General features: G+C 62.4%; 16 protein-coding genes. 8 read left to right on the top strand and 8 right to left on the bottom strand.

Annotated features, from left to right (window positions below; translation table 11 throughout):
- Nucleotides 1–192 precede the first annotated feature (192 nt).
- Entirely contained in the window at nucleotides 193–1905 is a 1713-nt protein-coding gene (locus tag FJ938_RS11680; RefSeq protein ID WP_140610967.1) for an HAD family hydrolase, read from the top strand.
- 67 nt (nucleotides 1906–1972) lie between these two features.
- Here FJ938_RS11680 and FJ938_RS11675 read toward each other — a convergent pair whose 3' ends face one another.
- From FJ938_RS11675 to FJ938_RS11665, 3 genes are read right to left on the bottom strand one after another with little or no spacing between them, the layout of a single operon-like run.
- Nucleotides 1973–4252: a xanthine dehydrogenase family protein molybdopterin-binding subunit gene (locus FJ938_RS11675; protein ID WP_140693782.1), complete on the bottom strand. Its 2280-nt coding sequence runs from the start codon at nucleotides 4250–4252 to the stop codon at nucleotides 1973–1975.
- Nucleotides 4253–4254: 2 nt separating this feature from the next.
- Entirely contained in the window at nucleotides 4255–5277 is a 1023-nt protein-coding gene (locus FJ938_RS11670) for a xanthine dehydrogenase family protein subunit M (RefSeq protein ID WP_140610970.1), read from the bottom strand.
- Between the two features lies 1 nt (nucleotide 5278).
- Nucleotides 5279–5911 (bottom strand): (2Fe-2S)-binding protein, encoded by a 633-nt coding sequence (locus tag FJ938_RS11665; RefSeq protein ID WP_246671555.1) that lies wholly within the window; start codon nucleotides 5909–5911, stop codon nucleotides 5279–5281.
- Between the two features lie 162 nt (nucleotides 5912–6073).
- On the opposite strand from FJ938_RS11665, the gene FJ938_RS11660 reads away from it, so the two are divergent.
- From FJ938_RS11660 to FJ938_RS11650, 3 genes are all read left to right on the top strand, one after another.
- Nucleotides 6074–6241 carry a peptide ABC transporter permease gene (locus FJ938_RS11660; protein WP_140693779.1) on the top strand — a complete coding sequence of 56 codons (168 nt, stop codon included), beginning with the start codon at nucleotides 6074–6076 and terminating at the stop codon, nucleotides 6239–6241.
- 110 nt (nucleotides 6242–6351) lie between these two features.
- Nucleotides 6352–7515, top strand: a complete 1164-nt coding sequence (locus tag FJ938_RS11655) for an HlyD family secretion protein (RefSeq protein WP_246673277.1) — start codon at nucleotides 6352–6354, stop codon at nucleotides 7513–7515.
- The gene (locus FJ938_RS11650; RefSeq protein ID WP_140693776.1) at nucleotides 7512–9110 is read left to right on the top strand and encodes a DHA2 family efflux MFS transporter permease subunit; all 1599 of its coding nucleotides are present in this window, start codon (nucleotides 7512–7514) and stop codon (nucleotides 9108–9110) included. The genes FJ938_RS11655 and FJ938_RS11650 overlap by 4 nt, the downstream gene beginning before the upstream one ends.
- Nucleotides 9111–9341: 231 nt before the next feature.
- On the opposite strand, the gene FJ938_RS11645 is transcribed toward FJ938_RS11650, so the two are convergent.
- From FJ938_RS11645 to FJ938_RS11625, 5 genes are read right to left on the bottom strand one after another with little or no spacing between them, the layout of a single operon-like run.
- Entirely contained in the window at nucleotides 9342–10469 is a 1128-nt protein-coding gene (locus FJ938_RS11645; RefSeq protein WP_140693774.1) for an S-(hydroxymethyl)glutathione dehydrogenase/class III alcohol dehydrogenase, read from the bottom strand.
- A gap of 56 nt (nucleotides 10470–10525) precedes the next feature.
- Nucleotides 10526–11176: a glutathione S-transferase gene (locus FJ938_RS11640; protein ID WP_140693771.1), complete on the bottom strand. Its 651-nt coding sequence runs from the start codon at nucleotides 11174–11176 to the stop codon at nucleotides 10526–10528.
- 9 nt (nucleotides 11177–11185) lie between these two features.
- Nucleotides 11186–12952: a Rieske 2Fe-2S domain-containing protein gene (locus FJ938_RS11635; RefSeq protein WP_140693769.1), complete on the bottom strand. Its 1767-nt coding sequence runs from the start codon at nucleotides 12950–12952 to the stop codon at nucleotides 11186–11188.
- Nucleotides 12953–12976: 24 nt separating this feature from the next.
- Nucleotides 12977–13867 carry an aromatic ring-hydroxylating dioxygenase subunit alpha gene (locus FJ938_RS11630; protein WP_140693766.1) on the bottom strand — a complete coding sequence of 297 codons (891 nt, stop codon included), beginning with the start codon at nucleotides 13865–13867 and terminating at the stop codon, nucleotides 12977–12979.
- 30 nt (nucleotides 13868–13897) lie between these two features.
- Entirely contained in the window at nucleotides 13898–14755 is an 858-nt protein-coding gene (locus FJ938_RS11625) for an aromatic ring-hydroxylating dioxygenase subunit alpha (RefSeq protein WP_140693764.1), read from the bottom strand.
- Between the two features lie 251 nt (nucleotides 14756–15006).
- Here FJ938_RS11625 and FJ938_RS11620 point away from each other — a divergent pair, with 251 nt between their 5' ends.
- From FJ938_RS11620 to FJ938_RS11605, 4 genes are all read left to right on the top strand, one after another.
- Nucleotides 15007–15843, top strand: a complete 837-nt coding sequence (locus tag FJ938_RS11620) for a GntR family transcriptional regulator (protein WP_140693761.1) — start codon at nucleotides 15007–15009, stop codon at nucleotides 15841–15843.
- On the top strand, nucleotides 15840–16934 hold the full coding sequence (locus tag FJ938_RS11615; protein WP_140610418.1) for a BMP family ABC transporter substrate-binding protein: 1095 nt from the start codon (nucleotides 15840–15842) through the stop codon (nucleotides 16932–16934). Before FJ938_RS11620 ends, FJ938_RS11615 begins: the two co-directional genes overlap by 4 nt.
- A 97-nt stretch (nucleotides 16935–17031) precedes the next feature.
- Entirely contained in the window at nucleotides 17032–18579 is a 1548-nt protein-coding gene (locus FJ938_RS11610; RefSeq protein ID WP_140610417.1) for an ABC transporter ATP-binding protein, read from the top strand.
- Nucleotides 18563–19657: an ABC transporter permease gene (locus tag FJ938_RS11605; RefSeq protein WP_140610416.1), complete on the top strand. Its 1095-nt coding sequence runs from the start codon at nucleotides 18563–18565 to the stop codon at nucleotides 19655–19657. The genes FJ938_RS11610 and FJ938_RS11605 overlap by 17 nt, the downstream gene beginning before the upstream one ends.
- Nucleotides 19658–19661 lie beyond the last annotated feature (4 nt).

Below are 19661 nucleotides of genomic sequence, written 5' to 3'. Positions count from 1 at the left end.
AAGGAATGGCGTGAAAGGACGTAAACTTTTTTGTCCGACAGGCGTTGTTCGTTCTCCAGACCGGGAGACAGCCATGCCAGATGAAATCGCAAATCGCCGGCTAGGCCGCCAAGCAACGCCAGCGCAACAATCGGTACTCTTTGATCCGTCGACCAGCAGCCTGTCGGCGTGCGGCCGTGAAAGGTCGGTGAGATGTATTTCATAGCCTTGGCGACGGATTACGACGGCACTCTTGCATATAACGGGACTGTCTCAAAAAAGACCATCTCCGCGCTCGAGCGGCTGAAAAAGACCGGTCGAAAGCTTATCCTGGTCACCGGCCGCGAATTGCCCGACCTCAAGCAGGTCTTTCCCGAGATGGCGCTGTTCGACAAGGTCGTCGCCGAAAATGGGGCGTTGGTCTATACGCCGGCCAGCGAAGAAGAGCGCACCATTTCACCGGCGCCCTCGCCCGACTTTGTCGCCGCGCTGAAGAAGGGCGGCGTCAAGCCGCTTTCGGTCGGGCGCTCGATCGTAGCCACCTGGGAGCCTCACCAGGCAACGGTGCTCGAGGTCATCAAGAAACTGGGACTGGAACTCGAGATCATCTTCAACAAGGGCGCGGTGATGATCCTGCCGAGCGGCATCAACAAGGCGACCGGGCTTGCCGCCGTGCTGGAGGACCTTCGCCTGTCGCCGCTCAATGTGGTGGCGGTTGGCGATGCCGAAAACGACCACGCCTTCCTGAAAGCCTGCGGCTGCAGCGTCGCCGTCGACAACGCGCTGCCGGCGGTGAAAGACACCGCCGATCTCGTGACGCGCGGCGCACGCGGCAAGGGCGTCGAGGAACTTATCAGCAAACTGATCAAGCAGGATCGCGCTATCGTGAAAGAGGGCCGCGACGGCATCCTGCTCGGAACGGCAGGCGGCAAGGACATCCATCTGTCGCCGACCGATACGGTGCTGATCGCGGGCAGTTCCGGCATCGGCAAATCGACGCTGGCCACGGCGCTCACCGAACGGTTCGTCGAGGCCGGTTTTCAGTTCTGCATTTTCGATCCGGAAGGCGACTATGACGGCCTTCAAGGTGCGGTCGGGCTGGGCGACGGTTCGAGCGTGCCGACAAAGCAGCAAGTGCTCGATCTGATCGAAAAGCCTGACACCAATGTGATTGTCAACGGACTGGCTCTGCGTGTCGACGAACGCCCCGACTTCTTCGCCGACCTGCTGCCGGGCCTGGGCAATTTCCGTTATCGAACGGCAAGGCCGCATTGGCTGGTCATCGACGAAGCGCACCATCTTCTGCCCAGCCGGCGCGACGATACCCGTGCCGTGCTGTCCCTGGAATTGCCGGGCACGATCCTCATCACCGTGCATCCGGAGGCGGTCTCGGCGGATGTTCTGAGCCTGGTGACGGCGGTGATCGGCGTTGGCCCAACAGCCAAGAGCGTCATCCAGACATTCTGTCGTGAAACGAGAACCGAACCGCCAAGGCAAATGCCTTCGCCAAAGGGCGACCGCGTGCTGTTCTGGCGCCCGCAAATGGGCAAGAAACCAATGACCGTGAAGGTGATCGAACCGCGCCAGTCGCTCAGGCGACACAGCCGCAAATATGCCGAAGGCCAACTCGACGAGGCTGGCAGCTTCTATTTCAAAGGTCCCGACAATGCGATGAACCTGCGGGCGCACAATCTGATGATTTTCGCCCAGATGGCGGAGGGCATCGACGACAAGACCTGGGACTATCATTTACGCGCCGGCGACTATTCCGAATGGTTTCGCCACCAGATCAGGGACAAGGACCTGGCGCGCGAAACGGCCGCCGCTGAAAAGGATAAGACGCTATCGCCGCAAGAGAGCCGCAAGGTCGTGCTCGACGCGGTGCGCCGGCGTTACACCGCTCCAGCCACAGCGCCGGAAGAGTAGGTTCAACCGCTCATCCACGTGCTGCCACGGATACGAGCCGGCAAGGCATGCCAATCCGGCATCGTGGTCAAGCGACAAGATCCTCGATCCTGATCGGCAGGTCGCGAATGCGTTTTCCCGTTGCATGATAGACCGCGCTTGCCACGGCGGCCGCGGTTCCAACATTGCCGAGCTCACCCAGTCCCTTGACGCCGGCTGGATTGACCTCGTGATCGATTTCCGGAACCAGGATCACCTCCACCTCCTTGATGTCGGCGTTGACGGGGACCAGATAGTCTTGCAGGTCGCGGTTGACGTAGCGCGCGTGGCGCTGGTCGATCTCCGTCGCTTCATGAAGGGCCTGACCGATGCCCCAGATCATGCCGCCCATCAATTGGCTCCGGGCGGTTCGCGTGTTCATGATGCGCCCAGCGGCAAAGGCACCGACCATTCGTGGTACCCGAACTTCCCGCGTATAGCTGTTGATCCGAACCTCGACGAACTCCGCGCCGAAAGCATATTTCACCGAATCCTTGTCCTGGTCGCCGCCGTGGAACTCCGACTCCCCGGCATAGAGTTTCTTCAGCGCCTCCGGCGAGGAACCCCGCGGCGCGAATTCGGCATATTCCTCGATCGCACCGATCTGCATCGTCTTGAAGACGTCCGACAAAGCTGCCGACTTGCCGTCGTCGGCAACGATCTTTTCTCCTGCCATGTCGAGCTTCGCATTGCCGGAACCGGCCAGCGCACCACCCTCGCCCACGGCGGCCGCAAACAGTTTTTGACGCACGGCATCGCACGCCTTGAGAACCGCCGAGCAGACACTGGCGGTGGAGATCGAGCCTCCCGACACCGGTGCCGGCGGCAGGGCACTGTCACCCATTTCGACGCTGACCTTGTCCAAATCGACGCCGAGACGTTCGGCGGCCATCTGCCCGGCCACGGTGCGCACGCCGGTGCCGATTTCGTGCGAGCCGCACTGCACCCGGACCTGGCCATCCGCGGTCAGGCGAATGCGGGCGGCACATGGAGCGACAGCAGTCGGGTAAATGGCGGTCGCGCATCCCATGCCGACCAGCCAGTCCCCGTCGCGCATCGAACCTACTCTTGCCTCGCGCCTCGACCAGCCGAACGCCCCGGCGGCCTGTTCGTAGCATTTGAGCAGCGACCGGCTGGAAAAGGGTTTTCCGCCGATCGGCTCTTTCTGCGGCTCATTGATGCGTCGGAATTCGATCGGATCCATGCCAAGCGCCACCGCCATTTCGTCCATGGCATTTTCCAGCGCATAGACATAGGGCGTCTCGGGCGGCGATCGCATATAACCCGGCGTGTTCCGGTCGGCATGGACCAGCGAGACATGCGTCAGCACCGAGCCATAGTTGTACATGCGGGCAGTGGCGGAGGCGCCGCCGACAACGTAGGGATCAGGCCGGGACGTGACCTCCCAGCCCTCATGCGCGAATGCGGTGATGTGACCGTCCTTGCCTGCTCCGATACGAATGCGGTGACGGGTTTCTGCCCGATAGGTCTGCGTGCCGAAAGCCTGCATGCGGCTGACCACGCAGCGCACCGGCCGACCCGCACGACGAGCGGCGACCGCCACGATCGCCGTACGAGCCGTCATCGGTCCCTTGGAACCGAATGCACCGCCAACATAGGGGCTGATGACACGCACATTGGCCGGATCGATCTTCAGCTGCCTCGCCAGCTCGATCTTCCAGCCGGTGACGTTCTGGCTGGGTTCATGCACGGTGAGCTGGTCACCCTGCCACCATGCCGTAGTTGAAAAGAGCTCGATTGGATTGTGATGTTGGGTGGGTGTCGAATATTTCTGATCGATCTTCACTTCGGCCGAGGCATAGGCGGAATCGAAGTCACCGACCTTGGCGTCCTCCTTGTACATCGGGCTCTTGCCGGCGGCCGGTTCGATCATGGTTCCCTGGGAATCGAAGCTTGCGCTCGGACTTTCCCGCGCGTAGTCGGCCTCAATCAGCATCGCGGCCTCTTCGGCTGCCTCGAAGCTCTCGGCGACCGTCAGGGCAATGATCTGGCCGTCATGGAAAACGGTCTTGTCGTGCAACGGACCGATCGAACTAGCGCCGGTATTGCCGAATTTCGGCTTTTCGAACCGATCCATGTCGCCGATGCTGACGATGTCGAGCACGCCGGGGACGGCTCGAGCCCTGTCAAGGTGAAGAGCCTGGATCGCGCCTTTGGCAATCGTGCTGGTTGCAAGCGCGGCATAGGCGACATTCCCGGCGGCAAGGTCGGCGGAATAGCCGGCCTGGCCGGTCACCTTCAGACGGGCGTCGATACGGGGAGCCGGCTGGCCCATATTCTCCTTCGGCGCGGGAGCGGCTTGGTTCATAGTCAGACCTTCATATCGCGTGTTTCGAGCAGCGCCCGCACCAAAGTGCGTTTGCCAAGTGGTATCTTGAAGGCGTTGTATCGCCTCGGCTGCGCTTCCGCGAAAGCGGCGTCGGCGGCCGTCTCGGCCACCTCCTGATCGAGCGTTTTGCCCTGCAGCGCCTCTTCCGCGGCTTTTGCCCGCCAAGGCACCGTCGCCACGCCGCCCAAGGCTATTCGCGCATGCCTGATCTTATTGCCGTCCAGATCGAGGGCGACGGCCGCCGAAGCCAAGGCGAATGCATAGGACTCGCGGTCGCGTATCTTCAGATAGTGCGAGCGGCGTGACCATGCCGCGAAAGGCACCTCGATGGCGACGATGACGTCGTCTGGCGCAAGATTTGTTTCAATGTCGGGGGTATCGCGGGGAAGACGATGAAGCTTGGCGAACTCCATTCTGCGCGCGCCGCGCTTTCCCGCGATCTCGACGGTGGCATCGAGCGCAATCAACGCCTGGGCGAAATCGCCGTGATAGGTGGCGATACAGTCATCGCTTGTGCCGAGCACGGCATGCTGGCGGTTGAACCCTTCCATTGCCGCACAGCCGGAACCTGGATCGCGTTTGTTGCAGGGCCAAGAGGTCTCGCGGAAATACTCGCATCGCGTTCGTTGCAAGACGTTGCCCGCAAGGCTGGCCATATTGCGGATCTGACCGCTGGCGGCGAGTTTCAGGCTTTCGGAGAGCAGAGGGCAGATTCGTCTGACATCGTCGTTGTCGGCTGCCTCACCCATTCGAACCAATGCCCCGAAACGGATGATGCCGTCACCGATCTTGATCTGTCGCAAGGTCGGTTCTCTCAGGGCGTTCAGATCGAGCAGCCGCTTGGGCGTGGCAACGCCGAGTTTCATGTAGTCCGCAAGGTTGGTGGCGCCGGCGATGAACTGAACGTCGGCTTTCGTCGGCTGATCCTGCTGGTCAGCAAAACGCGAGGCGATCGCAACCGCGGCGGAGACGTCGGCAGGTCTTTCGTAGACGAAGGGCCGCATGTCAGGACCTCCTCGTTTCGTCCCGCGCCTGGACAATAGCCGCGACGATGTTCGGATAGGCGGCGCACCGGCAAAGATTGCCGCTCATATATTCGCGGATATCATCTTCCGATCCCGCATGGCCTTCGTTGACGCAGCCGATGGCGGACATGATCTGGCCCGGCGTGCAATAGCCGCATTGGAAAGCATCATTGTCGATGAAGGCCTGTTGCATCGGATGCAGACTGCCGTCGGCGGCGGCAAGCCCCTCGATGGTGGTAATGTCGCGGCCTTCGTTCATGACCGCGAAGCTTAGGCACGAGAGCACCCGCCTGCCGTCGACGAGAACGGTGCAGGCACCGCATTGACCGTGGTCACAGCCTTTCTTGGTACCGGCAAGTCCGGCATGGTCGCGCAGCGCATCCAGCAGACTGGTGCGATTGTCGAGGGCAAAGTTATAGGACTGCCTGTTGACGCGCAGCGAAACCGCCGCAAGCGCGCGCGCGTTGTCCTGACCGTCGGATGGCGACTCCTCGGCTTTCGCCGACTGGGCAACGATCGGCATTGTCGCCGCTGCAAGAACGGACCCGCTCATGAAGCTGCGCCGGCTGACTTTCGAAACGGTGGAAGTGCCGGTTGATATGACCTTGGGCATGGCTGGCTCCCGGCTGGGCGGCTGGCTTGAGCGGCCCGAACCAGCGAGATGTCACAAGGTTCCCCGCCTCACGTCTCTGTGATTGAATTCCTCTCTGACAGGCCTACTCCGGCGGGAACCTCCTTCCCTCTGCGGCGGTTCTGTGCCGAGCAGGAGGCGAGTATGAACGACCAAGAAACCCGCCGAGAGAACGAAGGACCGATCTTTTCCGCGCAAGACGCCCGGCAAGGCGAAATCATCCTGAGGACGCGCACACGTCGGATCATCTTCATCGCCGGGCTGGTCGGCATCGTGGTGCTGGCAATCGTTCTGCGCTTTGCGATCGGTTAGGCGCTGAGCGCAGGACGCCCTTTGAACAGGAACCTTTTGCCGGGACGCATCGTTGATTTGCGTCCGCCTCTGGCGTCGACGAAGGCATCGGTAGCCGGAAGGCTGTTCCCTTGGACACAAAAATCGAAAGAGCTGAACGAAAAGCTGAGCGCGTTGATGAGACGCGGGCCGCGCCGGACCAAGTACGCGAGAAAGGACCTCGCGATGGCGGCACGGCAAAGCCGGATGCTCCGCCGCAGGACACCAGTCTGCGCGGCTTTCCCAGGCGCCATCCCTACGCGACGGCCGCCATTTTCCTCGTGCTGCTGCTGATCGGAGCGGCGGGCATTGTCTGGTGGCTCAATGCCCGTCAGTACGAATCCACGGATGATGCTTTCATCGATGCCCGTACGGTCACCGTAAGCGCCGAAATCGCCGGGCGCATCACCGATGTGGCCGTCACCGACAATCAGCCGGTGCGCAAGGGTGATGTCCTGTTGCGCATCGACGACAGCGACTACCGCGCATCGCTCGACCAGGCCGACGCCGGCGTGGCCGCCGCGCAAGCCGACATCGCCAATGTCGCGGCCCAGATCGAGGCGCAAAACGCCAAGATCGACGCGACGCAGAAGCAGGTTGCCCAGGCGCAGGCGGCCGTCGACTTCGCCAAGGCGGAGGACCAGCGCAATCGCGAATTGCTGGCCAAGGGGACAGCGACGCAACAGCAGGCACAGCAGGCGGCATCGACGCTGCGGCAGGACCAGGCAACGCTCGACAGCACGGTGGCCGACGTGGCCGCAGCGAAGAGCCAGGTTTCCGTGCTGCAGGCGCAGACCAAAACCAGCGAAGCCAAGCTCCGGCAGGCAGAAGCCACCCAGAACCAGGCCCGTACGGCGTTGGCACGCACCACCATAACCGCGCCTGTCGCCGGACGGGCAACAAACATTTCGGCTGCCATCGGCACCTATACCCAGCCGGGCCAGGTGCTGATGATGTTCGTTCCCAACGAGGTCTGGGTGAAGGCGAACTTCAAGGAGACCCAACTCGACCTTATGCGGGCCGGACAGCCGGTCGACATCGACATCGACGCCTATCCCGACAAGACGTTCCATGGCCATGTCGACAGCATCCAGGCCGGCAGCGGCACCGCCTTCAGCCTGTTGCCAGCGGAAAACGCCACCGGCAACTTCGTCAAGGTCGTGCAGCGTGTGCCGGTCAAGATCGTCTTCGACAATGCGCCTGACGTGCTCCTGGGCCCCGGCCTTTCGGTGGTGCCGACGGTCAAGGTGCGATGACCGGCGAAGCGACGCGCAGGCAAGACGAGAGCCGCTCCGCCGCCGGCGGCCGCAATCCCTGGCTCATCGCCATCGTGGTCTCCATCGCCACCTTCATGCTGGTGCTCGACACCTCCATCGCCAATGTGGCGCTGCGCAACATCGCCGGCAGCCTGGCGGCCGGCGTGGATGAAAGCACCTGGATCATCACGACCTACCTTGTCGCCAATTCCGTCATCATTCCGGTCAGCGGCTGGCTGGCCAGCGTTGTCGGCCGCAAGCGCTACTACATGTTTTGCGTCGCGACCTTCACGCTCGCATCGCTGCTGTGCGGACTGGCCCCGAATCTCCAAATGCTGATCCTGTTCAGGATCCTGCAAGGCCTCGGCGGCGGGGGCATGGCGCCAAGCGAACAATCCATCCTGGCCGACACCTTTCCACCGGAAAAGCGCTCGCAGGCATTCGCCCTCTACGGTATCGCCGTCATCGTCGCGCCGACGGTCGGACCGACCCTTGGCGGTTGGTTGACCGACCATTTCTCGTGGCACTGGATTTTCTTCATCAACGTGCCCTTCGGCATCCTGTCGGTGGCGCTGGTCCAGTGGTTGCTGGTTGAGCCTAAGGTACTCGAGGACGAACGCCAGGAGAGGCTGCGCGGCGGCCTGAAGATCGACTGGGTCGGCTTCCTGCTGGTCGCCCTGGCGCTTGGCTGCCTGGAAATCTTCCTTGACGAGGGGCAGCGCAACGACTGGTTCGCATCGACCTTCATCACCATTTTCGCCGTGATCTCGGCGATCTCGTTCCTGCTGCTCATCCCATGGGAACTGAGCCGCGACGACCCGATCGTCGACATACGGCTGCTCTTCAGCCGCCAGTTTGGCACATCGTTCCTGGTGATGATGGCGGTCGGCGCCGTCCTGTTCTCCACCACGCAGTTGATGCCGCAGCTGCAGCAGACCGCCTTCGACTACACGGCAACGCTGTCGGGCTTGTCGATGATGCCGGGCGGCATCGCCATGCTGGTGCTGATGCCGGTTTCGGGGTTTGCCGCTGGTATCGTCCAGCCCAAATACCTGATCATGTTCGGCATGTCGGTGGTGGCGGTCGCGCTATGGCACATGACGTCGCTGACGCCGGACGCCAGCTTCCGTTTCTTCGCCTTCGCCCGCGTCTTCCTGATGATCGGATTGCCCTTCCTCTTCATTCCGATCTCGACCGCGTCCTATGTCGGCCTAGGGCCGCAGCAGACCAACCAGGCCTCGGCCCTGATCAACGTCGCCCGCAACATCGGCGGCAGCGTCGGCGTGTCGTTGTCCAACACCGTAATCGCTCAAAACGCGCAATTGCATCAATCCAATCTGGTCGCCCACACGGCACAATCGTCCGCGACCTATCAACAGGTTCTTCGCCAGGTGACCGATCATTTCGTCGCCCAAGGCGCGCCCTTGGTCGAAGCCAAGCAGCAAGCCATCGGCTGGATCGGCCAGCTCATCGCCCGCCAGGCGTCACTGCTCGCCTATGTCGACGTCTTCCGTTATTGCGCTGTGGCGACGGCCTTGCTTGTTCCCCTGGCGCTTTTGCTCCGATCTCCCAAGCCGAAGCCTCAAGGGCACTAGCCTGGAGAGCGCAAACAGCGCCGGCGACGTAGTCGGGGTGCACCTCGATAACGCCGCCGGTTGACGCCGGGCTTTGGGAACACGCTGACCTGGCCGGGAGGCTGGAGGCCGCGAAAAGCCTTGGCGTTTCCGTGACTATGCCCGCAAGGCGCCGGATTTCCTGGCCGTCCATCGAGCCCGGAGGCAATCGTAGGATTCGAGCCGGTCCTGGCTGGCGGCGTGTGGCTGTCTTCAGTAAACGACGACGCTTCGGATCGACTTGCCCTCATGCATGAGGTCGAACCCCTTGTTGATGTCCTCGAGCTTCAGCGTGTGGGTGATCATCGGGTCGATCTGGATCTTGCCGTCCATGTACCAGTCGACGATTTTGGGTACGTCGGTGCGGCCGCGCGCGCCGCCGAAGGCGGTGCCCATCCAGCTGCGGCCGGTGACCAGTTGGAACGGCCGCGTCGAGATCTCCTGGCCGGCACCGGCGACGCCGATGACGACCGACTTGCCCCAGCCGCGGTGCGAGGCCTCCAGCGCCTGGCGCATCACCTTGGTGTTGCCGGTGCAGTCGAAGGTGTAGTCGGCGCCGCCGATCTGGTCGGCACCGCGCTTGGTCATGTTGACGAGGTAAGGCACGATGTCGCCGTCGATCTCCTTTGGATTGACGAAATGCGTCATGCCGAAGCGCTCGCCCCATTCCTTCTTGTCGTTGTTCAGGTCGACGCCGATGATCATGTCGGCGCCGGCAAGTTTCAGGCCCTGGATGACGTTGAGGCCAATGCCGCCGAGGCCGAAGACGACGGCGGTGGCGCCTTGCTCGACCTTGGCCGTGTTGATGACGGCGCCGATACCGGTGGTCACCCCGCAGCCGATATAGCAGATCTTGTCGAAGGGGGCGTCGGGGTTGACCTTGGCCACCGCGATCTCCGGCAGCACCGTGAAATTGGAAAAGGTCGAGCAGCCCATATAGTGGAAGATCTTGTCCTTGCCGATGGAAAAGCGCGACGAGCCGTCCGGCATCAGGCCTTGTCCCTGGGTGGCCCGGATGGCGGTGCAGAGGTTGGTTTTCCTGGACAGGCAGGACGGGCACTGCCGGCATTCAGGCGTATAGAGCGGGATGACGTGGTCGCCCTTCCTGACCGAGGTGACGCCCTTGCCGACATCGACCACGACACCGGCGCCCTCATGGCCGAGAATGGCCGGGAAGATGCCTTCGGGATCGGCGCCCGACAGGGTGAACTCGTCGGTGTGGCAGATGCCGGTCGCCTTGATCTCGACCAGCACCTCGCCGGGCTGAGGACCGTCGAGGTCGACCTCCATGATCTCCAGCGGCTTTCCGGCGGCGACGGCGACAGCGGCGCGCGTTTTCATTCTTCCATCTCCCAAACTTCATTTGCCAGGCCGTGCCCGGACTCTTCTGAAAATGATTATGCTGCGGCCCTGGCCGGTCCTGCCGGGAACACGCCCGACATAACGGTAAATCCCTTGATGCGCTTGACGCGATCGCACCAGCGGCGGATCGCCGGATAATCCTGGCGTGGGATGCCCCCCTCCTCCGACAGGATGATGTAGGGGAAGCAGGCGATATCGGCGATGGTCGGATGACCGGCCGGGCAGATCCAGTTGCGGCCTTGCTGCTCGCCGAACCATAGATGCTCGTCGAGGATGCGGAATAGCCGATGCGCTCCGGCGCGCGCGGCATCGATGTCGAAATCGTAGAACAGCGCATCATGCAGGCGGGCGGCAGACGCCGTTGCGGTGATACCGTCGGCAAAAGCCAGCCACTGGCTGACTTCGCCAAGCAAGTCCGGATTGTCTCGCGGGTACCAGGTGCCGGACCGATCGTATTTCGATGCGAGATAGACCAGGATTGCCTGGGCGTCGCGCAGGATCAGTCCACCATCCTCGATGACCGGCAGTTGCCCGAGCGGATTGAGCTTCAGGAACCATTCCGACTTGTGCTCGCGGCCCGGATAGAAGTCCACCGGCACGGTTCTGTACTCAATGCCGAGGAAACTCATCAGCAGGCGCAATTTGTAGCAATTGCCAGAAAGTTCGTAGTCGTAAAGCGTGATCATCGGCACCCCCTAGATGTCCAGCACGAGGCGCGCGGACTTCGCTCGCGACACACAGGTCATGATCTTGGTCCCTGCCTTCCTCTCGGCGTCGTTGAGATAGACGTCCTGATGGTCGGGCTCACCTTCGATCACCGTCGCCACGCAGGTGCCGCAGGCGCCCTGCTCGCAAGATGACGGCACCTCGATGCCGTTCTCGCGCATGACCTGCATGATCGTCTTGCCGGCCGGTACTTGCAGCGTGACGCAGGACCGCGCCAAAGCGATCTCGAAGCTCGAGCTGTCGTCGATCTTGTTGGTGTTCTTGAAGTACTCGAAATGCACTGCCGTATCCGGCCAGCCTTGCTCGGCCGCGATCTTGCGCGCGGCTTCCAGCATCGGTCCGGGGCCGCAGATGTAGAGATGCATGCCGTTCCGGTAACCGCCGAGAATCTGTCGAAGTTCGGCGCCGGTCGCATCCGGCGACAGCCCGAGATGCGGCTTGAGCGCATCGCCGAGTTGCTTCAGCCGGTCGGCAAAAGCGAGATGCTCTTCGCCTTGCGCGAAATAATGCAGCTCATGCGTCAGGTCCTGGTTCTTTAGCGCCTGCGCCATGGCGAGCAGCGGCGTGATGCCGATGCCGCCGGCGACGAAGATCGTCCTGATGGAGTCGCGGCGCAGCGGGAAGTTGTTGCGCGGCTCCGAAATCGCCAGCACATCGCCCTCGCGCACAGTCTCGTGCATGCATTTCGAACCGCCCTTCGAATCCCGCTCCAGCTTGACGCCGATGACGAAACTGTCGGTCTCGCCCGGCCCGTTGGTAATCGAATATTGGCGGACCTCGCCGTTTGGCATGTGTACGTCGAGATGCGCGCCGGGCTGGAAAGTGGGCAGAAGGCCCTTGATCGGGCGAAGCTCGAAACCCGCGATCCCATCAGCGGCCTGCCATTTCCTCGCCACCGTGACGCGCAGCGCCGCCCTGCGGCCATGCGTGGTCAGTTCCGGCATTTCGGCAAGCTCGGCCGACACCCTTTCATAGACCGGTTCGAGCGGCGCGGGCGTCAACGCGTTCGCCGCCTCGCGCTCCGCCTCGTCGCGCAGTTTCGACAGCCGTTCATTGTGGTGGCGCAGGATGGCGATGCGCGCAGCCCCCTCGGCATCCTGATCGAGCACGCCGCGGATGACCGAGCGGTTGGAATCGACCGGCTGAACAAAGAAGACACCATGCGTCTGCGCGTTGCCATCGCGCGAATGCAGCGCCACGGCAAAATCCTGAGCGGCCTCGACCAGGGTTTCGCCACCATCGCCATCGATCGCCCCATTCGGCTGAAAGCGGTAGCCCTTCAGCCGTTCAACGACCCGGTCGGACGGCGCGTTGACCGGAATTCCACGCAATGCAAGAAGCTTGCCCTCGGGGAGGCTGGCGATGGCAGGCACTTCGCCGCGCGGCTCTTCGGACGACCAGACCAGGCCATAGCGCTCGACTGCCGGAAAGGTGCGGTTGGTGATGGTGCGGGCCGGCGCGTCGGCCGGATGTGCGGGGATATAGGTGCAGCCGGCTGTGCGGTTCGAATAGCGCCAGCCATGGTACTGGCATTTCAGCTCGCGACCGTCATTGATGCCGATCGACAACCTGACGCCGCGATGCAGGCAGCGGTTCTCCCAGATGTTGACGTAGCCGTCATCGGCACGCCAGACCGCAAATTCCCGGCCGAGCAATTGGCCATGGAAAACATGGCGGTAGGGCAGGTCATGGGCGGCAGCGATCGGATGCCACTGGCTCTTGGCTACTTCCAGCATTCGTCGTCTCCAAAGAATTTCTTGTCAGGCCGCGGCCGGAATGACCCCGTAGGTCACGCCCTTCTGGCTGAGCCAGCGCCGGTATGCGATGGCGGACTTGTCGGCACGGATCGGGGTTTCGGCGCGCGGATCGAGCGGCAGGCGTTTCGGCACCTGGTTCTCGAGGATCGGCTTGTCCTGGCCGAAGATCGTCTGCTGGAAGCGCTTGATCACCTTGTCTTCATTGTCCTCGTCGAGCACGCAAAGCAGCATGTGCGCACGTACATGCTCCTGATCGATCGGCTGCAGGAAGATGGCGATCACGTCGCGCCGGGCCTCGTCGACCGGGCTCGATTTGTAGAGCACCGAGCAATAGGGGTGCGGCACGCGATAGACATAATCCACGTCGGCGCCACCATCGGAAGCAGTCGAAGCCATCGGCTGGAAGAAGCGGCAACGGGTAGCCAGGATCTCGTCGCGATCCACCGAAATTTCGACATCGTATTCCTTCACTTCGGTATGCGGTTCGACGCCGAGAATGTCGGTGTGCACATAGGGAAAGTGGCCCATGTCGAGGAAGTTTTCGATGGCGCGGGGCGCCGAGACATTGACGCCAAAGGTTGCCGCGTTGAGCTTGCGGCGATCCGGCTCGCCATATTCGGGGATCGGGAACAGATCGGCTGGCGGCGACCCAAGCGAGGTCCAGACGTAGCCATAGGCGCTCCTTGCCGGAAGCCTGTCGACGCTCGGAACCTGATCGGCCCAACGCAGATCCGGCCGCGAGCGCCAGACAACGGGCTCTCCATTCGCCTCGACTGCGAAACTGAGGCGTTCCTCAAGCAAAACTGTTTCTTGGATAACTCCAGGAGCGGCCTCGGCGACCGCACCGACAGGATGCCAGAGATTGAGAATCACAGGATCGGAGCATTTTGTCATCGTGTTACCTTTGAATGGCGTTGGACGTCATCAGGCTTGTGCCGGTATGGCGCCATAGGTGACGGCCCGATCGCGCAGCCAGCGCCGATATGAAACCGAGACGGCATCTGCTCGGATCGGCGTTTCGGCGCGCGGATCAAGCGGCAGGCGCTTGGGTACCTGGTTTTCCAGGATCGGCTTGTCCTGGGCGAAGATGAGCTGCATGAAGCTGCGCACCGTTGCCGCCGCCATGCCTTCCTTGAGATAGCAAAGATAGGGATGGGCGATGCAGTTCTCCTCGTCGACCGGCTGCACGAACAGAGTGATCACATCGAGCCGGTCCTTCTGGATCGGATTGCTCTTGTAAAGCGCCACCGTATAGGGCCGGATCACCTTGTAGATGTAGTCGACGACAAATCCTTCCTTGGCGGTCGGCGAGGCGATTGGCTGATAGAATTTGCATTCGGTCGCCAGTACCTCGTCCTGGGCGGTGATTTCCACCTTGTAGGGGGCCACCTCCGTATGCGGCTCTTCGCCAAGCCAGCCGGTGTGAATGAAGGGGAAATGGCCCATGTCGAGAAAATTCTCGACGGCCCGAAGGCCGGACACCTTGACCGCGATCGACCCGCCACTGACGAGATGGCGGTCGGCCTCGTCGGCCTCGGGAATGTAGATGATGTCGCGCCAGGGCTTGTCCAGACATGCCCAGATGAAGCTGTAGCGTTCAGCGCTCCTCAGCGCGGCGCCCGTATCGGTGCGCACGACATCAGTCCTGTCGCGATGCCTGCACACCACGAGGTCGACCCCCAGCAGACGTGTCCGAAATGGCGTATCCTGGCTGAGCGATTCCTGGTCGGCGACGATATGCCAGTCGTTCAGAAGCTCTCGATCGACGCAGCGGGTTGCCATCGGCCTCCCTCCCAACTCGGCTAGCCCTTCACCATGAACCTAGCCCGGCGTTTCGACATGACGAAATCACAAGATTGGATATCAATCAATAATTTTTTGTCGGCCAAATTTGTTTTTTGTGTTGACAGATTTCTGTGATTGACTTCCGATACATGAAAATTCTGAACCCGGGATATGACGTATCCCAAAGAGGCACGTCGTCACACGGAAAGCCTGCTGATCATGTCCTCGAAATGGCGGAGAGCCGCGCCTTGACCAGCCGTTCCCAGACGATCGCGGACACACTGACACGCGCCATCATCGATCACCGTCTGGTTCCGGGATGCAAGCTCGGCGAGCGCGAGCTCGCGGAAATATTCGACGTCAGCCGCATCGTGGTACGCCAGGCCTTGATACGGCTTGCCGACGACGGACTGGCCCAGATCGAGCGCAATCGCGGCGCCTTCGTCGCCAAGCCGAGCATGCAGGAGGCGATGGAAATCTACGACGCCCTGACGCTTGTCGAGCAGGGCGTGGCCGCCCAGCTCAGCGACCGCCTTGGCCCGGCCGGATGGGCGGAATTGCGCCAGCATGTCGAACGTCAGCGCCAGGCGGTTGCCGCCGGCAACGATGCGTTGGCGGATGTGCTCGGGCAGGAATTCCATATCGTTTTCGTACGTCTCAACCGCAACAAGGTGATGCAGGAAATCCATGCACAGCTCGTGCGCCGCACGACGCTGCTGCGCTCGCTCATCACCGCGGATTTCGACTATTGCAATCTGCTCGACGACCATTCGCGGGTCGTCGACCTCCTGGAAAAGGGCCGCCTGAAACAGGCCATGGACCTGATCGACACGCATCACCGCACCGTGGTGCGCGGCTACATCATGGACCGTGAGGTGTTTGCGGAGATGACGCCGGCCGAGGCGCTGGCGCCTTACCTTGACGGCAAGGCCGATGGGGCGACCTTGGTTCCCTCAAGGAAGCCAGCAAGGACATCCGGAAATGGCGACAGCGCGGGGCACGTGCACGTCCATCTCCCCAAAACAGACCGGGCATCGACAAGCCGGGCATCAACCAAAAAAACCAACAGAGGGTTACCAACATGAACGACCTGACAAGACGCGGATTCCTCAAATACAGCGGCGCGATCGGCGCCGCGATCGGCGCTGGAGGACTGAGCACCATCGCGCGGGCCCAGGAGGTGCTCAAGATCGGCGTCGTCTATGTCTCGCCGGTTGCGGAGATCGGCTGGACCAAGCAGCACAGTCTTGGCGTCGACGCGATCAAGTCGCAATTCGGCGACAAGGTCGCCCTGACCGTCATCGACAACATCTTCATGCCACAGGACGCGGAGCGCATCTTCCGCGAGCTCGCCAGCGCCGGCAACCAACTGATCTTCGGCACCAGCTTCTCGCACGGCACGCCGATGCAGAAGGTGGCGCCGCGCTTCCCCAAGATCGCCTTCGAACATTGCTCGGGCATCGTCCATCTCGCCAATCTCGGAACCTTCGAGGCCAAGTACTACGAAGGCACCTTCGTCGCCGGAGCGGCGGGCGGCTATATGTCGAAATCGGGCAAGATCGGCTTCATCGGCGGCTTTCCGATCCCCGACATTGTCGGCCCCGCCAATGCACTCCTGCTCGGCGCGCAAAGCGTCAACCCGAACGCCACCTGCAACGCCATTTTCCTCAATTCCTGGTTCGATCCGGGCAAGGAGAAGGAGGCGGCCAAGACGCTGCTTTCGCAAGGCTGCGACGTTATCTGTTCGATGACCGATACCGCGACAGGCGTCCAGGTTGCCGGCGAAGGCGGCGCCTGGTCGATCGGCTATGCCAGCGACATGGCCAAGTTCGGCTCGGGCAAGCAGCTGACCTCCTTCGTGCTGGACTGGACCAGCGACTATGTTGGTGCCGCCAAGGCTGTCGCCGCCGGCAGCTGGAAGCCGGAAGTGCGTTGGGACGGACTGGCCGCCGGCGTCGTGAAGATGGCGCCCTACAATGACGGCATGCCAGCCGACACCAAGGCCAAGCTCAAGCAGCTCGAAGCCGACATCGGCAGCGGCAAGGTGCATCCTTATGCCGGCGAGTTGAAGGACCAGGACGGCAAGGTCAAGGTTGCGGCGGGATCGGTTTTGACCGACGACGACATTCGCGGCATGAACTGGTTCGTCAAGGGGATGATCGGCAAGCTGAGCTGATCGCCATCGCAGAGCCGGGAGACGCCGAAGCCTGACCTTCGGCGTCTCCTTGCCTGGTTCCCGTCCAACCTCGCTTCACGCCACGGCAGGACCCGCCATGCATCCGCGACTAGAATTGCGCAACGTCTGCAAGCGCTATCCGGGCGTCATCGCCAACGACGACGTCTCGCTGTCGATCCAGCCCGGCGAGATCCACGCCGTGCTCGGTGAAAACGGCGCCGGCAAATCGACGCTGATGAAAATCATCTATGGCGCGGCACAAGCCGATTCCGGCGAGATTTTTTGCGACGGCAATCCGATCACCGCGCACAATCCGGCGATGTCGCGCGCGCTCGGCATCGAAATGGTCTACCAGCACTTCGCGCTGTTCGAATCCGTCTCGGTGGTCGAGAACATAGCGCTCTCGACAAGCAGCGCCTTTAACTTGCCCTCGCTTGCCGACAAGATCCGCGAGCTTTCGCTGCGTTACGGCATGCCGATCGACCCACACCGCCAGGTGCACGATCTCTCGGTTGGCGAGCGCCAGCGTGTCGAAATCGTGCGTTGCCTGCTGCAGGCGCCGAAGCTTCTGATCCTCGACGAGCCGACATCCGTGCTGACGCCGCAGGCCGTGGTCAAGCTGTTCGAGACGCTCCGGCAGCTCGCGGCCGAGGGGTGCAGCATCGTCTATATCAGCCACAAGCTCGACGAGGTGCAGGAGCTCTGCGACACCGCCACGGTGCTGCGGGACGGCAAGGTCACCGGAACCGCTCGTCCAAAGGAAACGACATCGCTCGAGCTCGCCCGCATGATGGTCGGCTCGAAGCTGCCGGAAATGCATGTCAACCCCTCTGTCCCAACCGAGAAGCCGGTGCTGGAAGTCAGGAACCTGTCGGCGAAAGCAGGGGACCATTTCGGCGTTGACCTGGAGGACGTGTCCTTCGCCGTGCATGGCGGCGAGATCGTCGGCCTGGCGGGGGTCTCGGGGAATGGCCAGGCCGAGCTGATTGCCCTGCTCAGCGGCGAACGCACGCATGAGCAACGCGATGCGATCAGGATTGGCGGGACGGCTGCCGCCCGCCTGCGTCCCGACGAACGCCGCAAGCTCGGCCTGGCCTTCGTTCCGGAGGAGCGGCTTGGGCGGGGTGCGGTGCCATCGCACACATTATGGGAAAACACGGTGCTGACCGCTCATCGCTTCGGCACCGTCCGCAACGGATTGGTCAACCGGCGCAAGGCCAGTGGTTTCGCCGCCGGCATCATCGACAGGTTCAAGGTCAAGGCCAGCGGCCCGGGAGCGACCGCGCAGAGCCTGTCCGGCGGCAATCTGCAGAAATTCATTGTCGGGCGCGAGATCGCGCTGGCGCCGAAACTTCTTATTGTTTCGCAACCGACCTGGGGTGTCGACGTCGGTGCAAGCGCCTTCATCCGCCAGACCATCCTCGACCTCAGCCGCGCCGGCGCGGCGGTGCTCGTCGTGTCGGAGGAACTTGATGAGCTGTTCGAGATTTGCGACCGGCTTCTGGTCATCTGCCAAGGACGGGTTTCACCACCGCTGATGCGCAAGACGACCGATCGTGAAGAGATCGGACTGCTGATGACTGGCAGAACGATGAGCATGGATACGATGGCAGGTGGGAGTAGCGACGTTGCGCTTCAGGATTGAACAAAGACCCGAGCCTTCCGCACCGATGCGCATCGCCGCGCCGCTTGTGGCGGCGGTTTTGACGCTGGCCGTCGGCTCGATCTTTTTCGCCTCCCTCGGGCACGATCCGCTGCTGACGCTCTATGCCTTCTTCGTCGAGCCGCTGAACTCGATGAACGGCTTGTCCGAATGGCTGCTCAAGGCTTCGCCGCTGATCCTGATCGCTTGCGGGCTGGCGGTCGGCTTCCGTGCCAATGTCTGGAACATCGGCGCCGAAGGCCAGTTCACCATGGGCGCGGTTGCCGCCAGCGGCGTCGGACTGTTCTGGCCGAACCCGGAGAGCGCGCTGCTGTTGCCGCTGATGTTCGTGGCCGGCATGGGGGCCGGCATGGCATGGGCCGCGATCCCGGCCTTTCTGCGCGCGCGCATGAACACCAATGAGATCCTGGTCACGCTGATGATGACCTATATCGCGACGCTGTTCCTGTCCTACCTCGTGCATGGACCGTGGCGCGATCCGGCAGGCTTCAACTATCCGCAAACCGCGCTGCTGCCGGCGGCGGCGATGTTCGGATCCTTCGATCCGGCCTATCGGCTCAATCCTTCGATCTTCGTCACCATCGTGGCTGTGTTTCTGATGTGGCTGTTCACGGACCGCAGTTTCCTCGGCTATAAGATGTCGGTCAGCGGCGCGGCCCCCCTTGCCGCGCGCTATGCAGGCTTTCGCGAGTCCTCCGCGGTGTGGATCGGCCTTCTGGCGGGAGGTGCCGCGGCCGGCGTCGCCGGCATGGCGGAAGCCGCCGGACCGCTCGGTCAGCTCTCACCGCAGATTTCGCCGGGCTACGGATTTGCCGCCATCATCGTCGCCTTCATCGGACGGTTGAACGCCTTCGGCATTGTGTTGGGCGGGCTGCTGATGTCGCTGCTTTTCCTGGGAGGCGAAGGCGTGCAGATGACGCTTGGCCTGCCCTCGGCGCTGACGCGCATTTTTCAGGGCATCCTGCTGTTCTTCCTGCTCGCCGCCGATTTCTTCATTTTTTACCGCGTTCGCCTGGTACGGCCGGCCCGAGATGCGCATGCACTCGAGATGGCACGATGAGTGA

This window comes from Mesorhizobium sp. B2-4-14, from assembly GCF_006442155.1.
In the GTDB taxonomy this organism is placed as follows: domain Bacteria; phylum Pseudomonadota; class Alphaproteobacteria; order Rhizobiales; family Rhizobiaceae; genus Mesorhizobium.
The sequence above is the reverse complement of the archived record's forward strand: the minus strand, read 5'-3'. Positions and strand labels throughout refer to the sequence as shown.

Bases quoted from the DNA above. Each gene is read 5' to 3' on its own strand.
- FJ938_RS11680 (WP_140610967.1), top strand. From the start codon at position 193: ATGTATTTCATAGCCTTGGCGACGGATTACGACGGCACTCTTGCATAT.
- FJ938_RS11675 (WP_140693782.1), bottom strand. From the start codon at position 4,252: ATGAACCAAGCCGCTCCCGCGCCGAAGGAGAATATGGGCCAGCCGGCT.
- FJ938_RS11670 (WP_140610970.1), bottom strand. From the start codon at position 5,277: ATGCGGCCCTTCGTCTACGAAAGACCTGCCGACGTCTCCGCCGCGGTT.
- FJ938_RS11665 (WP_246671555.1), bottom strand. From the start codon at position 5,911: ATGCCCAAGGTCATATCAACCGGCACTTCCACCGTTTCGAAAGTCAGC.
- FJ938_RS11660 (WP_140693779.1), top strand. From the start codon at position 6,074: ATGAACGACCAAGAAACCCGCCGAGAGAACGAAGGACCGATCTTTTCC.
- FJ938_RS11650 (WP_140693776.1), top strand. From the start codon at position 7,512: ATGACCGGCGAAGCGACGCGCAGGCAAGACGAGAGCCGCTCCGCCGCC.
- FJ938_RS11645 (WP_140693774.1), bottom strand. From the start codon at position 10,469: ATGAAAACGCGCGCCGCTGTCGCCGTCGCCGCCGGAAAGCCGCTGGAG.
- FJ938_RS11640 (WP_140693771.1), bottom strand. From the start codon at position 11,176: ATGATCACGCTTTACGACTACGAACTTTCTGGCAATTGCTACAAATTG.
- FJ938_RS11635 (WP_140693769.1), bottom strand. From the start codon at position 12,952: ATGCTGGAAGTAGCCAAGAGCCAGTGGCATCCGATCGCTGCCGCCCAT.
- FJ938_RS11630 (WP_140693766.1), bottom strand. From the start codon at position 13,867: ATGACAAAATGCTCCGATCCTGTGATTCTCAATCTCTGGCATCCTGTC.
- FJ938_RS11625 (WP_140693764.1), bottom strand. From the start codon at position 14,755: ATGGCAACCCGCTGCGTCGATCGAGAGCTTCTGAACGACTGGCATATC.
- FJ938_RS11615 (WP_140610418.1), top strand. From the start codon at position 15,840: ATGAACGACCTGACAAGACGCGGATTCCTCAAATACAGCGGCGCGATC.
- FJ938_RS11610 (WP_140610417.1), top strand. From the start codon at position 17,032: ATGCATCCGCGACTAGAATTGCGCAACGTCTGCAAGCGCTATCCGGGC.